This window comes from Paenibacillus ihumii (assembly GCF_001403875.1).
GTDB classification, from domain to species: Bacteria; Bacillota; Bacilli; order Paenibacillales; family Paenibacillaceae; genus Fontibacillus; species Fontibacillus ihumii.
In genome coordinates this window covers 994051-1014907 of record NZ_LN884299.1, presented here as the reverse complement: position 1 = coordinate 1014907, position 20857 = coordinate 994051, and the positions used below count along the sequence as shown (strand labels likewise).

The 20857-nt window shown below is 45.2% G+C and carries 14 protein-coding genes and 2 pseudogenes; 4 read left to right on the top strand and 12 right to left on the bottom strand.

What is annotated here, in order from left to right; all coding sequences use genetic code 11:
• Positions 1–15: 15 nt before the first annotated feature.
• Positions 16–849 (bottom strand): AraC family transcriptional regulator, encoded by an 834-nt coding sequence (locus BN2762_RS12170; protein WP_055107244.1) that lies wholly within the window; start codon positions 847–849, stop codon positions 16–18.
• A gap of 154 nt (positions 850–1003) precedes the next feature.
• Between BN2762_RS12170 and BN2762_RS12165 the strand changes: the two genes are divergently transcribed.
• Entirely contained in the window at positions 1004–2101 is a 1098-nt protein-coding gene (locus BN2762_RS12165) for a glycoside hydrolase family 88/105 protein (RefSeq protein WP_055107243.1), read from the top strand.
• Positions 2102–2178: 77 nt separating this feature from the next.
• Here BN2762_RS12165 and BN2762_RS12160 read toward each other — a convergent pair whose 3' ends face one another.
• The 6 genes from BN2762_RS12160 to BN2762_RS12135 form a co-directional block, all read right to left on the bottom strand.
• Entirely contained in the window at positions 2179–3228 is a 1050-nt protein-coding gene (locus tag BN2762_RS12160) for a cysteine peptidase family C39 domain-containing protein (RefSeq protein ID WP_055107242.1), read from the bottom strand.
• Positions 3221–6376 (bottom strand): non-ribosomal peptide synthetase, encoded by a 3156-nt coding sequence (locus BN2762_RS12155; RefSeq protein ID WP_055107241.1) that lies wholly within the window; start codon positions 6374–6376, stop codon positions 3221–3223. Before BN2762_RS12155 ends, BN2762_RS12160 begins: the two co-directional genes overlap by 8 nt.
• 449 nt (positions 6377–6825) lie before the next feature.
• Positions 6826–9120: a preprotein translocase subunit SecA gene (locus tag BN2762_RS12150; RefSeq protein WP_055107240.1), complete on the bottom strand. Its 2295-nt coding sequence runs from the start codon at positions 9118–9120 to the stop codon at positions 6826–6828.
• Positions 9121–9193: 73 nt separating this feature from the next.
• Complete coding sequence (locus BN2762_RS12145) at positions 9194–9904, bottom strand: ABC transporter permease (protein ID WP_055107239.1); 711 nt, start codon at positions 9902–9904, stop codon at positions 9194–9196.
• A complete protein-coding gene (locus BN2762_RS12140; protein ID WP_055107238.1) occupies positions 9901–10746 on the bottom strand; it encodes an ABC transporter ATP-binding protein in 846 nt (281 codons plus the stop codon). The genes BN2762_RS12145 and BN2762_RS12140 overlap by 4 nt, the downstream gene beginning before the upstream one ends.
• A 216-nt stretch (positions 10747–10962) precedes the next feature.
• Positions 10963–11250, bottom strand: coding sequence for a hypothetical protein (locus BN2762_RS12135; RefSeq protein ID WP_055107237.1), 288 nt, complete (start codon positions 11248–11250; stop codon positions 10963–10965).
• 576 nt (positions 11251–11826) lie between these two features.
• Between BN2762_RS12135 and BN2762_RS12130 the strand changes: the two are divergent.
• Positions 11827–12336: pseudogene (locus tag BN2762_RS12130) on the top strand (IS3 family transposase); the annotation flags it as partial.
• Positions 12337–12471: 135 nt separating this feature from the next.
• On the opposite strand, the gene BN2762_RS12125 reads toward BN2762_RS12130, so the two are convergent.
• Positions 12472–13503, bottom strand: a complete 1032-nt coding sequence (locus BN2762_RS12125) for a LacI family DNA-binding transcriptional regulator (RefSeq protein WP_055107236.1) — start codon at positions 13501–13503, stop codon at positions 12472–12474.
• A 188-nt stretch (positions 13504–13691) separates the two neighbouring features.
• Here BN2762_RS12125 and BN2762_RS12120 point away from each other — a divergent pair, with 188 nt between their 5' ends.
• Both BN2762_RS12120 and BN2762_RS12115 read left to right on the top strand, forming a co-directional pair.
• Positions 13692–14933, top strand: a complete 1242-nt coding sequence (locus tag BN2762_RS12120; RefSeq protein ID WP_055107235.1) for an MFS transporter — start codon at positions 13692–13694, stop codon at positions 14931–14933.
• Between the two features lie 205 nt (positions 14934–15138).
• Positions 15139–17217 carry a sugar-binding protein gene (locus BN2762_RS12115; protein WP_222861073.1) on the top strand — a complete coding sequence of 693 codons (2079 nt, stop codon included), beginning with the start codon at positions 15139–15141 and terminating at the stop codon, positions 17215–17217.
• A 173-nt stretch (positions 17218–17390) separates the two neighbouring features.
• Here BN2762_RS12115 and BN2762_RS12110 read toward each other — a convergent pair whose 3' ends face one another.
• From BN2762_RS12110 to BN2762_RS27720, 4 genes and pseudogenes are all read right to left on the bottom strand, one after another.
• Positions 17391–18155, bottom strand: coding sequence for an ABC transporter permease (locus BN2762_RS12110; RefSeq protein WP_083484915.1), 765 nt, complete (start codon positions 18153–18155; stop codon positions 17391–17393).
• Positions 18146–18871, bottom strand: coding sequence for an ABC transporter ATP-binding protein (locus BN2762_RS12105; RefSeq protein WP_055107233.1), 726 nt, complete (start codon positions 18869–18871; stop codon positions 18146–18148). Before BN2762_RS12105 ends, BN2762_RS12110 begins: the two co-directional genes overlap by 10 nt.
• A gap of 55 nt (positions 18872–18926) precedes the next feature.
• Positions 18927–19313, bottom strand: coding sequence for a sigma-70 RNA polymerase sigma factor region 4 domain-containing protein (locus BN2762_RS12100; protein WP_055107232.1), 387 nt, complete (start codon positions 19311–19313; stop codon positions 18927–18929).
• 692 nt (positions 19314–20005) lie between these two features.
• Positions 20006–20780: pseudogene (locus BN2762_RS27720) on the bottom strand (IS256 family transposase); the annotation flags it as partial.
• Between the last annotated feature and the right edge of the window lie 77 nt (positions 20781–20857).

Genomic DNA, 20857 nt, shown 5'->3' with positions numbered 1-20857 from the left:
AACTCATAGCGGAAACTAAATATTCCTTCTGTAAAATAACGGCGCATTGCCCGTAACCTCCTTGAACACCCGGCCGAAATGCGTCACACTTCCAAAGCCGACCCTTCTGGCAATCAAGTTCACTTTCATGGAAGAGCCCTCCAGCAGCTTCTTGGCTTCCTTGATTCGGACGCTATTCACGTACTCTACGTATGTAAAGCCCGTTGCTTTTTTAAAGTAGCGGCTCAAATAATAGGGGCTGATATAGAACTTGTCCGCCAGCAGATGAAGCGATAAATCCTCTGTGTAGTGTTCGTTGATATAGCGGACGATCTCCAATATTCTTTCATGCATGGGACTTGGCGAGGCTAGCGCCTCCATGGCGTTCTGCTTGAAATGCCTGCAGCAAATGATAAGCAGCTGTACGGCAAGCGTCTGCGCAAATAATTCGAAGCCGCTCTCCTGCTCCTTCATCTCCTCTATAATAGCCCGGGACAACGGCTCGATCGACAGTTGGCTGCGCAAGGAACCGTTCACGATCAAATAATCCCGTTCCAGCAAAGGCCGAAGCGCTTCCTTATGAGAACCATCCGGCGCAAAATACTGCTCGTGTATATTAAGGATAAGCCGCTCATGCTTCGGCTGGGCCGCATTGATCGTACGATGCAGAATATTCGGCGCAATAATGACCACATCGCCCTCGTTCATCGCTATCGTTCGATCCTGAATAAAGATATTCCGCTGGCCGGACATCAAATAATAGATTTCGTACGTGCTGTGAAAATGGCTGACCGGCATATGGTGGCTTAATGCTTCCCGGTGGGACACCAGGAAATTTCCTGTGCTATTTTCGAAATAAAGTTCTCCCAAACTGCCTCGCTCTCCTTCCCTAACCGTTGTTAACGATGTAGTCTTAATATTTCATTATATCGCAAGAAATAAGAAGAAAGAGGATATATCCGCAAAACATGTACATTTTACGATGCTAGAATAGCAGTATAAACAAGAAGGAGGAAGGATATCCATGCCATCATCCACATCTCTTATGAGCCCGATTCAATGGGCGCAGCAAGCCTGCGAAGCATTAATGGCCAAATTCGAGCCGGAGGATCTTCCGCCGGACCGGTTCCACTACCATCAGGGGGTCTTTCTGTCCGGCATGGAGAAATGCTGGCGGCAGACCGGAGAACAGAAACTCTACGATTACATGAAACGGTGGGTGGACAGCCAAGTACTAGATGACGGCAGCATCAAGAAGTTTAAATCTGACGAGCTCGATGACATTCAGCCCGGCGTGCTTCTCTTCACTCTCTATGAGCAGACAGGAGACGAGCGATACAAAGAAGCGCTGCATACGCTAGTCCCTCTGCTGAAGTCATGGCCGACGAATCCGTCGGGCGGATTCTGGCACAAGGGACATTATCCGAATCAAATGTGGCTGGACGGCTTATATATGGCCGGTCCGATTGCCGTGCAATTTGCTAAAACATTCGGCGACAGCGAATATTACTCCATGATGACCTTCCAGGCTCTCCTCATGGCGAAGCATACGAAGGATCCGGCTACCGGACTGCTATATCACGGCTGGGACGAAACCAAAGAGGCTAAATGGGCCGACCCCGTCACAGGTGTTGCGCCGGAGTTCTGGGGCCGCGCCATTGGCTGGTATCCCGTCGCTTTGCTGGAAATGTTCGAATACCTGCCAGAGGATCATCCGGATAAAGCACAGCTCGTAACCATTCTACAAGAACTGCTTGTCGCCCTGACGAGCTATCAGGATCCTGCCACGGGACTGTGGTATCAAGTCATCGACAAAGGAGACCGCCCGGATAATTGGCTGGAAAACTCCTGTACAGCGCTGTTTGTTCATGCCATTGCCAAAGCCGTCCGGTTCGGCTATTTGGACCCCAAATACATGGACTATGCCTGGAAAGGCTATCAAGGCGTAATCGATACGCTGAAGTTCGACGAGAATGGCAACGTCGTGATCGGCAACATTTGCATCGGCACCGGCATCGGCGATTACGCCCACTACATTGCCCGTCCCACCAGCGAAAACGATCTGCATGGCGCCGGCGCCTTCATTCTCATGTGCGTAGAGATGAATCTGGCGGAAACCTAATGCGGGGCTCTGCCCACAGTTAATAAGAGCCGGCATCCGCCGGCTCCCCATAAATAAGTGTTTCACTTCTTAGTCTTTTAAAATACGATGGATTTTCCATGCAGCTCATTCAGCACCTGCTCCAACACCAGCGATTCCTTAACCGCAAGCATTTGGATCTTGGCCACAGCCTCTTCCAGCAAACTCGTATCTTCCTTTAAAAAAAAAGTGTACTTGTAAAATAGCTTCCGGATCAAAAAGGCCTCTCGTTCAATCTCTTGATACCGGGCAGTCAATTGTTCAGGGGGACTCCAATAGCGGTGCTGTTTCATATACCCCAATCGGTCAACCATCATTTTTTTATGCTCCCAAAGAAGATGAACCGGAATAATGTTACAGTATAATGTGGAGTCTGATTGAAGCAAACGCAAATATTTAACGATTTCCTCGTAAACCTTAAGCCCGTACACGTGAGGATTGGGGCTGGCAATTGCCCTGTATCTCTCTGAACTGTTGCGGGACAGCACATAATCCTCCAGGCTTTCCATCACCAGCTGAGGATCAAATGCATAGGTCCGATCTTTATTTAGGCTGTACAGTATAATCTCCTTCGTATAATACGCTTTGCTGCGATCTGCCAGCCGATAGCTTTCCAGAAACGGCTCATATCCGATATCCGTCTGTCCGTACTCATAATTGTGATTAAAACCAAGCGTATGAAACACTTGCTTCTCATCATCATAGCCGAACAACAAAGTGTCATGCGCAAAATGATGCCGCCTGTACATGGCCTTCCCCGGCAAATAAAATTCATCCAGAAATAAATAGACATAGTCTCCCTGGTCGATACTTCGCTTGAAAAAAGCGATCAAATCCGTTCCCGTATCCATCCGGATGAGCAGATCTGCCGTAATGATTTTGAGATGAAGCAGCTCATTGTAATGATGTGTATGCATGGGCTGATAGTAGTTAACAAAGATGTGTTCATCCAGATGATTAAAAAACTCAGGGTCCGCGCTCCATTGAATATAATGGCTGTGAAGCCAGGGGAGAAAGTGCGGATGCTCCGGCATGACGGATAATGGATACGCATGGTGCAAATAGCTGTACAGCGCAGGCTGCATATGAACAGGGAGCTGTTTATACATTATTGTATTCCCCTCCGCCAACAGCAACCGCCAGCTTATCCTCAATATACGCCGCCAGCTTACGGATCGTATTGCATTCCTGGAGATCGAAATGATCGATGTCAAAATGCTTCTGCAGTTCTACCTCAAGCTTGAGCGCAAGTAACGAATGCCCGCCAAGCTCCACAAAATCGTCATCGATACCGATATTGACGTCTTCAAGCACCTCCGACCATACGGCGGCCAGCTTTTGCTCCAGCTCCGTTTGCGGCTCAGCGTATTCCGTCCCTGTATAATGAGCTCTCTCGCTCGGCTCGGGCAGGGCTTTACGGTCAATTTTTCCGTTGGGGGTTAAAGGCATTTCATGAAGCTTAACGAACCGCATGGGGATCATAAACCTAGGCAGAGACTGTGACAAAATATCCCGCAGTTCGCCGGCCCCAAATGTCCTGTCTGCCACGTAGTATCCGCAAAGCTGCTTCTCTCCGGCTTCGTCCTCCCGAACGACAACAACACTTTGCTTGATGGAAGGAACTTTAGCCAGTTGAGCATCGATTTCACCAAGCTCGATACGGAAGCCGCGTATTTTAACCTGATGATCCAGTCGCCCGACATACTCGATCGTTCCGTCAGGCAGCCATTTTGCGAGATCGCCTGTTCTGTAAATTAGTTCTCCCGCCGCGAAAGGATGATTTACAAATACCTCATTCGTCAGATCAGCTTGATTTAAATACCCCCGGGAAAGGCCGGCTCCCCCGATACACAGCTCCCCTGGAACACCGATCGGCTGAAGCTGACGATCTCCATTGACGATATACATTTGGGTATTACTGATCGGCGAGCCAATCGGCAGGGTTGCCGCTTCAGGATCGATGCTGTTAATTTTCCAGTACGCCGCATACACCGTACACTCGGTCGGGCCATATATATGATATAAGCGGCCAGCGCCTAACATATCCAGCGCTTTTCTTACATGGGATACCGATACCTGCTCTCCCCCAAAAAAGATCGCCTTCATATTTTTCAAGCTCGACAGGTCACAATCGATGAACAAATTAAATAAGGCTGTCGTCATAAAAGAAACTGTGATTTGCTCATTTTTGATCAAATCCGTAATTTGGGCAATGTCTCTCATCGTTTCCTTCGGAACGAGGATGAGTGCCGCCCCGCGCAGCAAAGCGTTGTAGATATCAAATGTGGATCCGTCGAACGCATAGCTGGACAATTGGAGAACCCGGTCCTGTTCTGTGATCTGAAACTCGGTTGCACCCTGGATCAGACTGGTTACATTGCGATGCGTGATCAGGACCCCTTTTGGAGCGCCCGTTGTCCCCGAAGTATACATGATGTACATCAAATCTCCCGGTTGATTCACATCCGGCAAATTGGTTTTCTCTTCGCAATAGGAGATTTCCTCGTCCAACACAACTTGATGCTCCACACCCGCAGCCTTGGCTGAAAGATGCTTTTGCAGCAGCATCAGCTTTATCCCGGAATCGCCGATCATGTAGCTCATCCGCTCCTGCGGGTATTCCGGGTCGAATGGAACATAGGCGCCTCCCGCTTTCAAGATCGCGAGAAGACCTGTAATCATCTCCATAGATCGTTCCGCGAGAATGCCTACAGGCTGCCCTGCCTTGACCCCTCTGTTTCGCAAGGTGTGCGCCAGTTGATTCGCCCGTTCATTTAATTGGCGGTAAGTCATCGAGTGGCCTTGAAATGCCACCGCAGTCCGATCCGGGAACCGGTTTGCCTGCTCCTCGAAGCATTGATGAACCGTGATGTCTCTGACGGGAAACGAGGTGTCGTTGAAATCCACCAGAAGCTTGTGCTTCTCTTCCTTCGTAACAATGTCGAAATCCTTGAGCATTTGCCCCGGAGATTTCATTCCCTGCTCCATAATCAGCATCAGCCGATCGCAAATTTGCCGTATTTCCTCTTCCGTAAATAAGCTGGTTCTGTAATCTATTTTAAGCAGCAAATTGCCGGGCATGTTATGCAAATGAAATACAGCGTCCAAAGTCAGATCCTCGCAGCCGTAATCTTCACTATTCCCTAATTGCGAGCCGGCTTCTTCCGCCTGCCCCATATCCAAATAATCCATGCTTAGCTGAAATAAACGGTTCACATGAGGATGACTCTTCCTGATTTCGGACAGCAAAAGATCATATGGATACTTATGATGCCGCAGCGCAGACAATTGTTCCTGACCCGCCTGTGAAACAAGTTCCCTGAATGTCATCTCCGGTTCAAGCGTCATTCTTAATGGCGTAGTACTGACAAACATGCCGAGCGCATGCTTATCATTGAAATTTGTCCGGTTCAAATAATTGGTACCGACGACGATATCCTGGTTGGATGTTAATTTGAACAGAAGTATAGAGAGGGCGCTTAGAAGCAAGCTCGAAGGGCTCACTTGATGCTCTTGGCCATAGTGATTGATTTGCTCTGACAGCAGCTTTGACAGAGAATACGAAAACCTTGCAGCATGTGTATTTATGGCAGGTGCAAGGTTCGGTTTGATCGTAGAGGAATCCGGAACAGTTTGAAATTTTTCGAGCCAATATTTCCGGTCTTTCGCAAACCTGCCGGACTGAAGATACTTCTTCTCTTCTTCTATATAAGCTTGATAGGAATATGGCAGAGGGATTTGAGGAGTTTCACCATGAAGCAGCTCTTGATATAGTCTGTAAACTTCCAGTCCGCATTTACTCAGGGAGAATCCATCCTGAATGATATGATGGGATTTCATGTATAACCATGTTTCGTCCTCGCCTTTTAAAATGATGCAAAAATAATACAATTCCGAACCGATGAGCTGAAAGGGAATTTTTCCTTGTTCCCGAATCCACGCGTCAATGACGGATTGCTCCGTATCCTGGCTGAATGGAACGACATCAACTGGTTCTAGCTCAGGCTGCTGCATAAAGGATTGGTATACTTCCCCCGAATCCCTGACATGCAGGCGCGTCTGAAAAATATCATAGGATGCAATCAACGCTTGAACAGCCTTCTCCAGCACGGTTACATCCAGCCTTTGCTCAAACTTCAAGGCCGCATTCAAGTTTCCAATCGAGGTGCCCGGATAGGTTGCTTCCATCATCCAGATTCTTTGCTGCGGGTGTGTTAATTCATGCTCTCCGTTTGTATCCAGTTCATTGCTAAGCATCTCTCCACTCCTGTTCTCTATATATTTCCATCTAATTCCATGCGGAGAAATTATAGCATGTCAGAGTAGTGTTTAATACTTCATTATTTTACATTTATTGTTTAAATCCTTCTGATTGGAAATGACGGTCTTATTAAAACACCGCTCTTTCACCAGGCTCACTGGCTCTGAACACTATTGACACTATTGCCTCTTGCAGACTCATCCTCATGCTCGCTCGAAAGATGAGGCAGAAGTAATAATCGAGTAGACGGGGCAAGGTGGTTACTGAGGAGGTTGTCGTTAATGTGTTGCTTGTGCGATTGACATATAAATCCTCCTCTCAAAATGATTACAAAAAAGCCGCCATAACTTTGGCGGCTACATTTGGTATGTTTATACCGATTATAAAATTGAAAAATTCAAACGGACAGGGTATATCATCTGATTCTAGAGAAACAAGGTCCCGATCAAAATTTTGACCATCCGAATACCGGCCTAAGCATTTTGCGAATCCAATAAGCGATGATCGTCCCTGCACTCCATGAACTGCGATTCTGCAAGTACTCCATGTATTGATCGTTGATAATATAAGTCCGAGTGGAAGTAGGAGTCTTCAGCCCGAACTTTTCCCACATCGCCGGATCATTCGAACCTCCGAGCTTTACAAGCATATTCGCCGACTCTTCATTTATCTTAGCCGGAATTTGCTCGAAGGCTTGGATAATTTGCTCATGAAATTCGTCGATCGGATTGCGGTTAACCATGCTTGTCAAATGGATGCTTTCGCGAATGTAAGAAACGTATTCTAGATGGTCAGCCCAGAACTTGTCGATAAAATAAAGCCGTACCCGCTGCTCCGAAGGGCTCATCGGCGTCTCGCCTTTCAAAATTCCGAGCCGCTCCTCGTATAAAATACGCCGCTGTTCCTCGACCATATCCGAATAACGGTTCAGTTCTTGGCGGATTTGGAAGTTTTGGCCCATCATGACTCGCTGAATGTGGGTGATTTTGCCGCGGAGTACCGACTCTTCAAGAGCCTCATCCTGCCTAAGATCGCGATAGGCGGGCGGGATCACTTTATCGATGCCGAACCGAAGCATCAACTCGTCCTCCAAGCTCATGAAAAATACGGAAGCGCCCGGGTCGCCTTGGCGACCGGAACGCCCGCGCAGTTGGTCGTCGATCCGCACGCTTTCGTGCACATGCGTACCTATCACATAAAGCCCGCCCAGCTTGGCAACAACTTCCGCTTGCATAGGGTTGCCACCGCCGAGCCGAATGTCAACGCCGCGTCCCGCCATATTTGTAGACACCGTCACAGCGCCGATTTCTCCTGCTTTGGCGATAATCTCGGCTTCTTCTGCGTCGTTTTTTGCATTCAGAACATGGCAAGGTACGTCGGCAGCCGCCAGCGCCTTCGCCAGCATGTCAGACTCCTCGACGCTTGATGTGCCAATAAGAATCGGACGCCCCGTCCTATGAACGTTCGAGATCTCTTGTACAAGCGCCTTAAATTTGGCTTCTTTATGGGTATAAATCCGGTGCGGATGGTCGATCCGTATGTTTGGCCGGTTCGGCGGGATTTGCACGACCTGCAGCGCATAAATCTCCTCGAATTCCATTGCGGAAACTTGTGCGGTAGCCGTCATTCCGCAAATCTTCGGATATAAGCTAAGGAAGTGCTGAAGGGTGATTGTACCCAAAATTCTCCCGCCGGCTAAAGGCTCGAGCCCTTCTTTGGCCGCAAGCGCGGCCTGCAACCCGTCCGGCAAATGCCTATTCTCCGCCACGCGGCCGGTGTATTCGTCAATCAGCTCAATTTTTCCGTCCCGGACGATGTAATCAACGTCTTTTTTCAATAATGCTTCCGCATGCAGCGCACAATTTAACGACGATAGCAGATGACTATTGTAGCTTTCATACAAATTAACGCAGCCCAGCAGCTCTTCCGCTTTTGCAGCCCCTGCTTCATTCAAGTAAACGTTCCGCTGGAACTCGTCGAAGTTGTAATGCTCATCTTGCTTGAGCTGTCGAGCCACTTCTGCGAAACGAATTCCGTCGCTCGTGAAGCCGCCCGGCTCGCAGGCAATGACTAGCGGCACCCGCGCTTCATCGAGAAGAAGTGAATCTGCTTCGTCAACGATGACGTAGTGGAAAGAACGATGCACGATATCAGCTTCGTTTAATGCAATCGTGTCGCGCAAATAATCGAATCCCGCCTCTTTGGCCGTAACATAGGTGATATCCGCGGCGTACGCTCCCCGTTTCTCGGACATGCTCATGCCCGCTTGCACCGATTTTACCGTTAACCCGAGGAAACGATAGACCGGGCCCATCCACTCCGCATCCCGATTTGCCAAATAATCGTTAAAAGTCAGCACATGAACGCCTTCACCGGTTAGCGCATTGAGATAAGCAGGCATAACCGCAGAGAGCGTTTTTCCTTCGCCAGTATGCTGCTCGATCAAAAATCCCTCGTGCAAAGCGATGGCAGCCATGATCTGGACATCGTACGGCTGCAATCCGAGCTTTCTCTTCGCCGCCTCGCAGACTAGCGCATAGGCATCGACAAGCAGCTCGTCCAAAGGCGTACCCGATCTTGCTTCCTTTTTCAGCCGGAGGGATTCCGCTTGCAGCTTCCCATCGTCCCAAGCTTCCAAATTCCGCTTCCTGATGAGCTCCACTTTGTCCCGAAAGCCTTTCAGCTTATGCCGGGTATCGCGGTCTTTGAATTCTCGCATCAACTTAACGGCTAAATTCATCGGAATTTGATCCCTCCTCGGTAGAATACGCAATTTTCACGTAGCTAAAGTATGACTTTTTTGTATATTTTTTCTACTCATCCTTTAACCGTCGTTGATACAGAACAACAGACACAATAGTTAATACAATCGTCCATGCCAAAATAATGAGAAGGGGTTTTAATAATTCCCCCGTCGTAAGGCCTATATTTCGTGTATCTAGCAAATAGACAAGTTGACTGCTTGGTACGTACTCCAGCACTTTAAAAATCGGAAAATCTTTCACTAGTAACGCTCCCCATGGTGCCCCAGTGAATACGAACGCCACAGGTAGTATCGATAATGATGCTTCAAGCAACGTCTTGGAGAATAAACCACATATCGTCCCGGCTGCTGTGTATAGAATAATCGAAAGAATGATTGCTGCCACAAACGCCCATTTATTAATTGGCTCATAACCAAATATATACGTTGAAATAGCCAGAACAATAGCAGACATTACAAAGACTAAAGTACTTTTACCAATTAAAACATCCATGGTCGTAGCCGGAGTCATCATTAATGATCTTAAAGTGTTACGCTCCTTTTCTTCCGCAATTAGGCATGCTTGTGCGAAACTTGTTAGTAACACAAACGAAGGATTAAGAACTAAAGCGAAGGCTCCAGGTAAAGACTGACCTGTACCTCGAATAAGAAGTGCTAGGATAATTGGGAAAATCAACATAATGGAGACCGCATAATTGCGTGAAAACTCTTTGTAATCCTTCACAAAAATTGCTCGAGCACGTTTTAATGAGAAACTCATAGTAACTCACTTCCTGTTATTTTAATAAAGATATCACCTAGACTTGGCTCTTTCGTTTCTAATCGATCAATTAATCCTTGTTTCATCCAATCGGCTATTTGATCAGCCGTTCCCTCATTGATCGGGAGCTCGTGTACTTCCCCATTTATTAAGTCAACACAAACTACGTTTTCTCGATGCTGTTTTTTAAGTTCCTTTGGTGAGCCGATGGTTTGAATTTGTCCTTGATATAAAATTGCTACACGGTTACATATCAATTCTGCCTCAGCCATGTCATGCGTAGTTAAAAAAATTGTTGTCCCATTCTCATTTAAGTAGCGTAAGCCTTTATAAATATGTGCTGAGTTTACTGGATCTAAAGCCGAGGTAGGTTCATCTAAAAATAATAATTCTGGCTCATGGATAATCGCGCATGCCAACATGACACGCTGACGCATCCCTTTCGATAAGCGGTTAACTTTCTTTTTACGCTCACCGCTTAAGTTTACAAACTGCAGCACCTTATCGATCGAAGATTTAGGAAGATCATATAATTGACGATACAGCTCTAAATTTTCCTCAATAGTTAATCTCTCATACAGACCACTGTTATCCGTCAAAATGCCAAATCGCATCTTCTGTGCAGACTGATGCATCATCTCCGCTGGCTGATTAAATACAATAGCCTGTCCACTTGTTGGATTTAACTGCGCAGTTAAAATCTTTATTAATGTCGTTTTTCCTGAACCACTCGGACCTAGGAAACCAAAAATTTCACCTTTTGGAATTGAGAAAGTCACATCTATTAACGCATCCTTATTTCCAAACTTTTTTCGAATATGTTCCACTTGGATAACATCCATAAACACCACTTCCTTAAGAGTTAATGACTTAAACATATACAAATTGCATGCTTCCAACTATCGAAATCCGCTGAATTGTTGCTGTCATTGCCTGAATGGTACCATGGATTGCTTGATTGGTTCGATATTACCCCGGAAATTAAATGTTAAGATGTGCTTTTAGTTCATGCAATTTTGAACGAGATAACGGAACACGGGAACTTAAATCGTTGATTTTTACCTTCCGTTCTCTTTTAAAGCAAAATAATCCATTAACAAAGCGACAGGCTCATTCCTTCCCGTTACTTTGATTAGAAAAGTGATTAGGTCTTCCGCCGTTAAACACATATACTCGCTTTGTCCGGCTCGAAATAAATAGTAGCGGGAATGATTCACTAATTGATTCATTAAAAGCTGCTTTCGCTTCAAGTCCGTAATAATGCCAATCGATTGGTTAGATGTCATATTTAATTCGATCTTCGGTACAAACAATTCCCCATCATAATACAATGGTTGAAATTGCATGCCAGCCTCCTGATTAGTGCCATTATAGGATATATATAACAATTATAATACTAGGATACTTTTTTGTCAGTTTCTATCGGAAAATATAACGGCATGTTTTCTCTAAGGCATATCACGATATAAGAAATCGTTTTACCACATACTTTACATCCAATCTTGAGTGGCCTGCTGAGATTATATTTAAAGCTGATCCGCTTGATAGGACGATGCTCTCAGCATTGTCTTGTCCCTAGGTTACTCGGTCTTCGTGGGTAATATCAAATACGTCTTTCTTCTTGCCCTCGATAGACATTCGAAATGCCACTGTACTTACAAACATACCGAGCATTTCTTATTCATTGGCATTTGTTCGATTGGCATAGTAGGTTCCGATCACTTAATCATCGTTCGAGGTCAGCAGGCGTACCCTTACGGGACATGCTCATGATAGTGCCTTTCCTTTTTACAGCCTCTTGATATGCAAGTGGCACGAGAAAGCCCGATCCATGTACATGCTTGAGTTACATCGACTTCCCCGCGGATAGATTTGATCCATTTCACTACAGCTTTTGGCGACATCTCCTCTCCAGTTCACTGCGTGACTTTCAGGCGAAGAAGCCCAATGAGAAGTGGGTTACGGATATAACGGAGATTAAATGTTGTGGAGAAAAAGTATACTTTTCTCCGATGCTCGATCTGTTTAACGGCGAAATTATTACATATACGATTGATTCAAGGCCTGTATACACTCTAGTTTCCAACATGTTGGATCAAGCATTTGAACGGTTAGCAGTTGAAGACAGCCCTCTCATTCATTCTGATCAAGGCTGGCACTATCAAATGAAGCCCTATTGCCATGCCCTTAAACAGCGTGGTATCCAACAAAGTATGTCGCGCAAAGGGAATTGCTGCGATAACGCCGTCATAGAAAGTTTCTTTGGTACAATGAAATCTGAATTCCTATATTTATAAGAATTCGATAGTATTGAGCATTTTAAACAAGAGCTCTTCATTTATATCGAATACTACAATCACAAGCGTATCAAGGCAAAACTAAAGGGAATGAGCCCGGTCCAGTACCGAACTCATTCCCAGAGTTTCGCTTAACAAATAACTGTCTAACTTTTCGGGGTCACTTCAATCCAAAAGGCTGCTTCGACTCACATTAAACGAATTTTCCCCACCGTTTTGCAAGATGAAGATCTACCACCTAGAAAAAACGAAGCGAACGTTGACACTCCGTTAAAGCTCTTGGATGAAGCCCCCGCAAGATTCGCGGAAGATGAACGGCGTCTCGAACACGACCGCTTTCGGCTTCGTCGAGGGATCAAGAATCCTTCCCATTGCCAAACGGATACATGCCGCGGCCATCTCTTCAACGGGCAGCTTAACCGTTGAAAGGGACGGGACGCTGTATTTCTCGGCATCATGGTCGCCATAAGTCAAGATTTCCATCGCGTCGGGAATTTTGATATTTGCACGATGGAACACAGGAAGGGCTGCAACTGCCATAATTCCCAGAGGGAAGAAGATGGCTGTTGGCAGCTCGCCGCCTCCCTCCACGATTCTCCTGGCCGCCGCATTTCCGCCCTCCATCGTCATCGGAGCGGCTTGGATATGCCGTTCCTCCAGTTCGAGTCCGTACTTGGCGCACGACTCGACGAACCCCTTGAAACGCAAATTGTTCTCCGACCTCACGAGATGGTCTGGCACAATCGTGCCAACCTTCCTGTGCCCGCGGAGCGCAAACAATTCAGCCGATTTGCGGCCAATCTCGTAAGTATCGACATGGACACAGCTATAGATGCTGCTCTTGCGATTGAACAGCACGGTCGGTACGCTTAGCGGATTGTCTTCCAGATAACGTTGATCCTCTGCGGAGATGCCCGTTAGAATCACGCCATGATACATGCCGCTGTCGCATATTTCCTTAATTCTATGGATGTGCTTCCGCTTGAAAGGCTGGATCGTCATCTCGAACGTATACTCTTGTTCCAGAATCGAGCTCTGGGCTCCCATGAAAAAACGCCCCAACAAGTCGGAAGAGAGGTCGGACGGCCAGAACGTGGCGATGACCGGAAGGTTTCGAACACCGGATTGTCTTAATCTTCTTGCCGACATATTGGGTACATAGCCGACCCCTTGCGCAGCCTCCAGAATTAGCTGTTGCGTTTTTTTTGAAATGCGCATTTCGTCGCCGCGGCCGTTGAGTACGATTGAAACCGTCCCCACGGAAAGCTTCGTTTTTTCAGCGATTTCTTTAATCGTAGACATACCTATCCGTCCACTCCCCGTTCGTAATACTCTATTAATACGGAAAAGTACCGGGAAAGTCAAACCAGCGGCTTTGATCGTCGGCATAAATTTATGAACTATATTGACTTTAGACATCATTCCCCTTACGATGTAGTTGCTAAAACGAAAATGCAACTATGTCTGTATATCCCTCAGGAGGTCAGAGCATGACGACATCCCCCGAACGTGCAATCGACAAACCGTTAACGAGTTCGAGCATTTGGACAGCAGACTTTATTAAACTGACGATCGTGACAACACTGCTTCGAATCTGCACACAGGTTCATATTACGTCCATGCCGCTGTTCTTTCTTCACTTGGGAGGCAGCCATGCGCTGGCCGGGCTGTCCATGACCTTCTTTACTTTGGCAGCGCTTCTGACGCGACCGCTTATCGGTATAACGCTCGATACCTACGGGCGAAAGCCCATCCTTCTGTGGGGGGTTGTCGTTTATACGATTACGACTATGCTGTACGGCTTTGTTGCCTTCATACCTGCGCTGATCTTCCTGCGAATCATGCACGGCATTTCATTCTCCGCAAGTTCGACGGCAACCAGTACAATGGCCACTGACATCTTGCCAGAAAACAAGATGACCCAGGGGATCTCGTATTTCGGACTATTCGGAACGCTAGCCGTAGCGATTGCGCCGTCTGCCACACTATACCTATTGGAAGTTTCCGACTATACTGTACTCTATTACTTGACCGGAGTCGTCTCCCTGATCGCCCTCCTAATCAGCGTGCGTATCGAAACCGAGAACAGGGATCGCAAGGAAGTGGCGGCCTACACCCCGCGTCCCCCCTCCAAGCAGCATTCACTTGACGCGGCAGGACATTGGAATAAACTCGTGGAACCTCGTGCTATTCCGCCTTCGGTTGTCGTCCTCTTCGTATCTTTGGCAACCAGCACGGTCATGGTATTCCTCCCGTCATTCGCGATCGGCAAAGGCATCAACCATATCGGTGTGGTTTTCGCCGTTCAAGCCGCTGCATTAGCGCTTTCCCGCTTCATCGTTGGACCGTGGACCGTAAAGATGGGTCCCCGCTTCGTCATGTCCGTCAATCTGCTTGCGCTCGGGATTGCGCTCGCCGGAATCAGTTTTGCAAGCACATTGTGGGAACTGGTCATTTGTGCCGTCTTGTTCGGCTTCGCGAATGGATGTCTAATCCCTCAACTGAATGCAATGGCCATTACGAACACGGATCAAGCAAACCGGGGAAAGGCGAACGCCACATTCTACATCGCGCTGGACTTTGGGATCGGCGCCGGAGCCGCAGGATGGGGGCTCTTGTCCGACTTCTTGGAGATGCGGTGGATCTTCCTGCTTGCCAGCTTCATCATGATTTTCGCCTTATCGGCGTTCTTTTATATGGAAAGTTCACGGCGGACGAATGCGGGCATTTAGATTTAACGTTTTAGCAACGCCTGCAGCCCGGATTTAATATTGACTTTTTATACAAATCGAGTTACGATTCACGCGTAAGCCAAAAATGCTAAAACGAAAATGCAACTTTTTATGAAAGGGTGTGGATGCGGAATATCAAGAAGCAGCGAGAGCTACCCGGCATAACAGAAACACGTGCTCCGAAAAGAAAAAGGAGGAGATTTTTTTGAAGACGGGAACGAAGCCGTTAGTGCAGCCCATCATGAAGATCTTAGTCATTGTATCTTTGTTATCTGTATGTTTTCTCGGTCCATTGCATGACGTCTCCGCGGCCGCTGCCAAAGGCAAGCCTGCATTTGAACAGAAGGGCGCCATCAATCTGCAGGTTGGCGAATCCTTTATATTGGAGATCGTCAATAAGCCTCCCGGTGCGAGCTATTCTTGGAGTAGCGACAAAAACTCAGTGGCAGCGGTCGATCAGAACGGACTCGTTAAAGCATCTTCAGTCGGCTCTGCAACCATCACTTGCAAAATAACGGTTAACAAGAAAGCGGAAATTCTCTCGGTGAAAGTCAATGTCAAGGAGGCTCATGTGAAACCAACACCGGAACCAGCAAAAGTGCCTGTAGATAAGAACGGGTTCGACTCCAGCGGAAGAATGATTGCTTATTTTGGATCGCCGGTCATAGACGGCAATAAGGATCCGGTATGGAATAAAGCGCAAGCGGTTTCACCTAAATACGTATCAAGCCATACCGACACAACCGCCACGTTTAAGGCATTGTGGGATGACCGCGCGCTTTACATTCTTGCAGAGGTTAAAGATCCAAACTTATCCGTACAATCCGAAACGCCTTATATGCAAGATTCCGTGGAGTTATTTCTTGATGAGCACAATAACAAAACGCAGGAATACGGCGTAGATGATTTGCATTTTCGCGTAAATTATGAAAATATGCAGTCCGTGGACAACGGAAATACCGAGCGGTTCTACACATCTTCAAGAAAAACGGAAGACGGATATATCATTGAGGCAAGAATCGCTTTGAATACGAAACCGGAAAACGGAAAGGTGCTTGGCATCGAATTACAGGTGAACGACGCGAAAGGATCGGAGCGAGTCGGTACTATCAATTTATTCGATTCAACCGGCAGCGCCTGGAACGATACGACAAAGTTCGGTGAAATCCTGCTTACCGGCAAGAAAAAGGGCGATGTCAGCGGACTGAACCCCTACGATCTCATCAATTTGATCAAAAGTACGCTGAAGCTTGAGCTCAAGCTTTATAAAAATGCAAATATAGTTACGGATGCGATTGCCAATGCTTTCGCCGAAAATGTTCTCAAAGACCAAAAAGTCACCCAGGAACAAATCGATAAACAATATGCCGCCATCAAGGATGCGGTCGGCAAGCTGGAAATGACGGAAGAAGCGGCAAACGAGAAATATTTCAAGCCGGTTCCCGATGAATATCGCCTGGAAAACAGTAAATCGGGGACGATTGAAAGCTTATCGTACAAAGCGGCTAACTTAAAAGGCGGTATGGACGAGAAGAAATTAAATGTTTATCTTCCTTATGGTTATGACGCTTCCAATCTAGATAAGAATTACAATGTCCTCTATTTGATGCATGGCGGGGGTGAGAATGAGAATCTCATTTTTGGCGGACCCGGCCAGAGCAAAGAAATGAAGAAAATACTGGACAATATGATTGCAAATGGTGACATTGAACCACTTATTGTGGTGACACCTACGTTCTACGGCGGTAAGGATGATGTCGCCCTCTTCCATGAGGAACTGATCAACACAATTGTTCCCTTGGTAGAAACCAAGTACAATACCTATGCCAAATCCGGAAGCTTGGACGATTTGAAAGCATCCCGGGCGCATCGGGCATTCGGCGGGTTCTCCATGGGTTCGGTCACGACTTGGTATACTTTTATCCATAATCTGAACTATTTCAAATACTATTTGCCATTATCCGGCGATAGCTGGATCCTTGAGCAGAGAGGCGGCGGCCTCAAGCCCAATGAAACGGCAAAGTACCTTGCCGACGTTGCAAGGGCATCCGGGTATAAGCCGCAGGATTACTATATTTTCAGCGCCACAGGCACCCTGGATATTGCCTATCCGAACTTAAAACCTCAGATCGACGCGATGAAGCAGTTCACCGATGTCTTTGTTTATTCATCGGATACGAAGAAAGGGAACTTCTACTTTATCGCCGCCGATGGCGGTACGCATGCTTGGAATTGGGTAAACCAGTATATTTACGACATATTGCCGGACCTCTTTCGCAACTAAAGTGCAAGATATCGTTTTCTAGTCCGACGCATACATTACCAGAGTGGTTCTATCGATAGCAAATTTATAGTGTAGATCAACAGAATGGCCGACCGGCTCACGAGCCTCGGCCATTCGTCATTACTTCTTATTAATTTTCCAATACAACACAACTCATCTAACGTCTTCATACCCTACTTCCCCTCCAAACTCCATTTAAATGTTTTTATACTAACGATCATGAATAACAGACCTGTACCTATAATAATGATTAAATGTACATATAACGGAAATGTAATTGCAATATTTTTAAAAAGCGATTGCTGTATAGCTTGGGTTAAATAGGAGAACGGATTGAATTGTGATACTATTTTCATGAAGCCTTTAACATTAGGTAACATACCACCAGAACCACTAAACATATAGATAAAGACAATAATAAATCCACCCCATGTGCCTGCTGCCTCTACACTATTGAAAAATGTACTTAGCATTATACCGAACGAAAATACCATAAACATTCCTAAAGAAACAACTACAAGTAATAGAGATATTTGAGAAATATGTATTGACCCAAGCGATAAAAATATACCGATGAATATAATTATCCATACTAAGCCATATATCATTCTTAACAACAGCATCGAGAATATAAAGTCTTTTTTCTTCAACGGGGTTAGCTCAAATAATGCCATCGTGCCATTTTTTTTAATTTCCACAAGAGGTTGCATTACTGTAAATACAGCAATTTGTAACAATATAAATGTAAGTAGTCCAGGAAGCATAAACTCAAAAGCAGGTATACCATTTATTTCTCCAACCTGTACACCAATTAATGCAAATAATCCAATAAAAAATATAGGAAAAAAGTTAATAAAGAACATTGTTTTCCCATCCCTAACAGTCTCCCTAAATCCCGCTTTAAAAATATTTTTAAAAGAATTACTCATTAATCCCATCCCGCCTCCACTAAGTTACCTGTTAATGAAACAAATGCATCTTCTAATGTCTTAGTTTGCTGTACATTTATAATCTGTTCAGGGCTATTTTGCATTATGATATGTTTGTCATGTAATATAGCTACTTCGTCACATAACTGTTCTGCCTCTTCCATATAGTGAGTTGTTAAGAGAATTGTTCTTCCTTGATCACGTAAATCGCGAATAATTGACCATAATGATCTACGTACTTGTGGATCGAGACCAGCTGTCGGCTCATCTAAAATTAATAACTTCGGATCACCTATCATTGTTACTGCTAGCAATACCCTCTGTTTCTGACCACCTGATAAATGATTAATTCGCTTGTTACTTATTTGATCTAAACCTAATTGACTCATCACTTGCTTAACAGGCAATGGATTAGGATATAAGCTTGCAAACAATGTTAGTGTTTCTAATATAGTCTGACGAGGCAATAATGCTGAAGTCTGCGGTTGTAATCCAACGTGATACTTAATTGTGTCATTAACCGATTCAATATTTTGATCTAAAATAGTTACTTTACCGCTATCTTTTTTTCTAATACCAATCATTGTTTCGATCAGTGATGTTTTACCCGCACCATTTCTTCCAAGAATACCGAAAATAGATCCTCTCTTAACCTTTAGACAAATTTGATCTAATACAAGATTTTCGCCATAGGATTTAGACATATTGTTGATGTCAATAATCATTTCAGCCCCCCTAGTTGTATCTTATATGTGGTTATTTGTTTAACGTTATACTTCGTCAAAACGTATACTTTGCTATTGATATAAAACTTGCAAGTATATCCGCAGTATGTAATATGAAGTACTGGCGTCCAGTTTTAGATAATTTACTCAATGACTCTTGAGTGTGAAGACTAAATAACAAATTTGATGATTCTACAGCACTACCAAAAAACCAAACTTCATCATCTGTATTTTTTGTTATCGCAATCTCCAATTCGACTTCATGTCGGCGATATTCAATCTGCTTTCGTATATAACGTATAACCTTGTTAAGTAATATTTGTATTGAATATGCCACTGGATTATCTTGTAGTTGCTTATTACTTGCTTGATATACAGCAATCATCCAATCCTGAAATACTTCTTTTACAGCATATTCACTTCTAAGTCTCTTCGTAACCATAGGTGAGTATCTCGCCCACAATACTTGATAAAGTTCTTTCCATTCTGCCTCTAATAATTGCTCAGTAATTTTCGAACTAGCAATTGATCCGCTTTTTCTAATGTTTCATACTTCTCATCTTGTAAAGTCATAAGAATATGCACCACCATAGTTCATTGGTTAATGGACTAAAATGTAAAGTTTTAAACGTCCAAGTTAACATAAGTATTATTTGCTGCAATCAATGTGATAGAATTTTGGATATGAGTTATCTTTGTTGAAGAAAATCGAAAAGTTTATAATGATCTAAAAATTTTTATGGTCATCGATGTCTACAAAGTTTATGAATATTAAAGTACTCTTCACTTGTTGAACTTGATTCTACGCTAACACCATCAAAAGAAGTGTTTTTTACTTGATTTTAGTTCTTGTTTAATAAGAATATAATTAAACCCCATTATTTCCCACTATTAAAAATATTAGCACTTCTTCAAAATAAAGCAAATAATATTCTATTAACTTTGTCTCTATGCAATCAATACTAGTAAGCTAGCTTTACTTAAAGCTAATTTTGTTTTCATTAATATTCATCTCTTCTAACTCTGTCTTTATTACATTAAACAAAGCATCAAATAAAATTTAGTTTTATTCTGTTATGAAATGTAAATAGATCAAGTCCTTTTTTATGTGTAAATTCCCTCAGCTAGATTCGGCTACATTATGCGAGTTACTTTGGCCGTGGTTTTTGGCTTCTTTTCACGCCACTGGACATACTCAGCCATACCAAAATACTTCTTCCCAGCAGCCCATTTTTCATTTGCGCTCCATGAGCAAGGCACTAATTAAGCGAACCACCGATTCACGGTTTGGGAAGATGCGAAACATGCGTTCACGTCGTCGTACCTCCTCGTGTAGGCGCTCGACGCTGTTCGTCGTCCGCAGACGCTTACGGTACTTCTCAGGCAAGCTCAGGACGGCTGCCGCATTGTCAAAACCGGCTTCAAGAGTTCGCATGGCCTTGGCTGCTTTATCGCTGTATGCAGCCAAGGTCTGGTCGAGCAACATGCGGGCTGTATCTGGATCGGGTGGTTCCATAATCGCCTTACATGCGCATGGATTCTTCCTTCAAGCTCTTCGGGGAGGCATCCAGCATGTTGCGCATAAAATGTGTCTGGCAGCGTTGCCAGGTCACGCCTTGAAGCTGTTGACGAATGGAGCGAACGAGCCCGCCATGATCATCAGAGACGATCAGATCGACGCCTATGAGGCCTCGCTGTTTAAGCCAGCTGAAGTATACTCTGTCCAGCTTTTCTTCGGACTCGGTATCGCCCAGCATAAGGCCCAGAATCTCGCGCTGTCCGTCCGTATTTACGCCGATACCCAGCATCACTCCGCGGGAGCGAACGCGACTTTCTTCCCGCACTTTCAAATACAGGGCGTCCACGAGCACGAGGGAAAGCGACTGTCTGAAAGCGGACGATTATTCCAAGGTTTCATATAATATAAGCATGACAAACAATTTATATAACCGATTAAAATAAAACTTAAAGGAGCTAGCCTCAAAA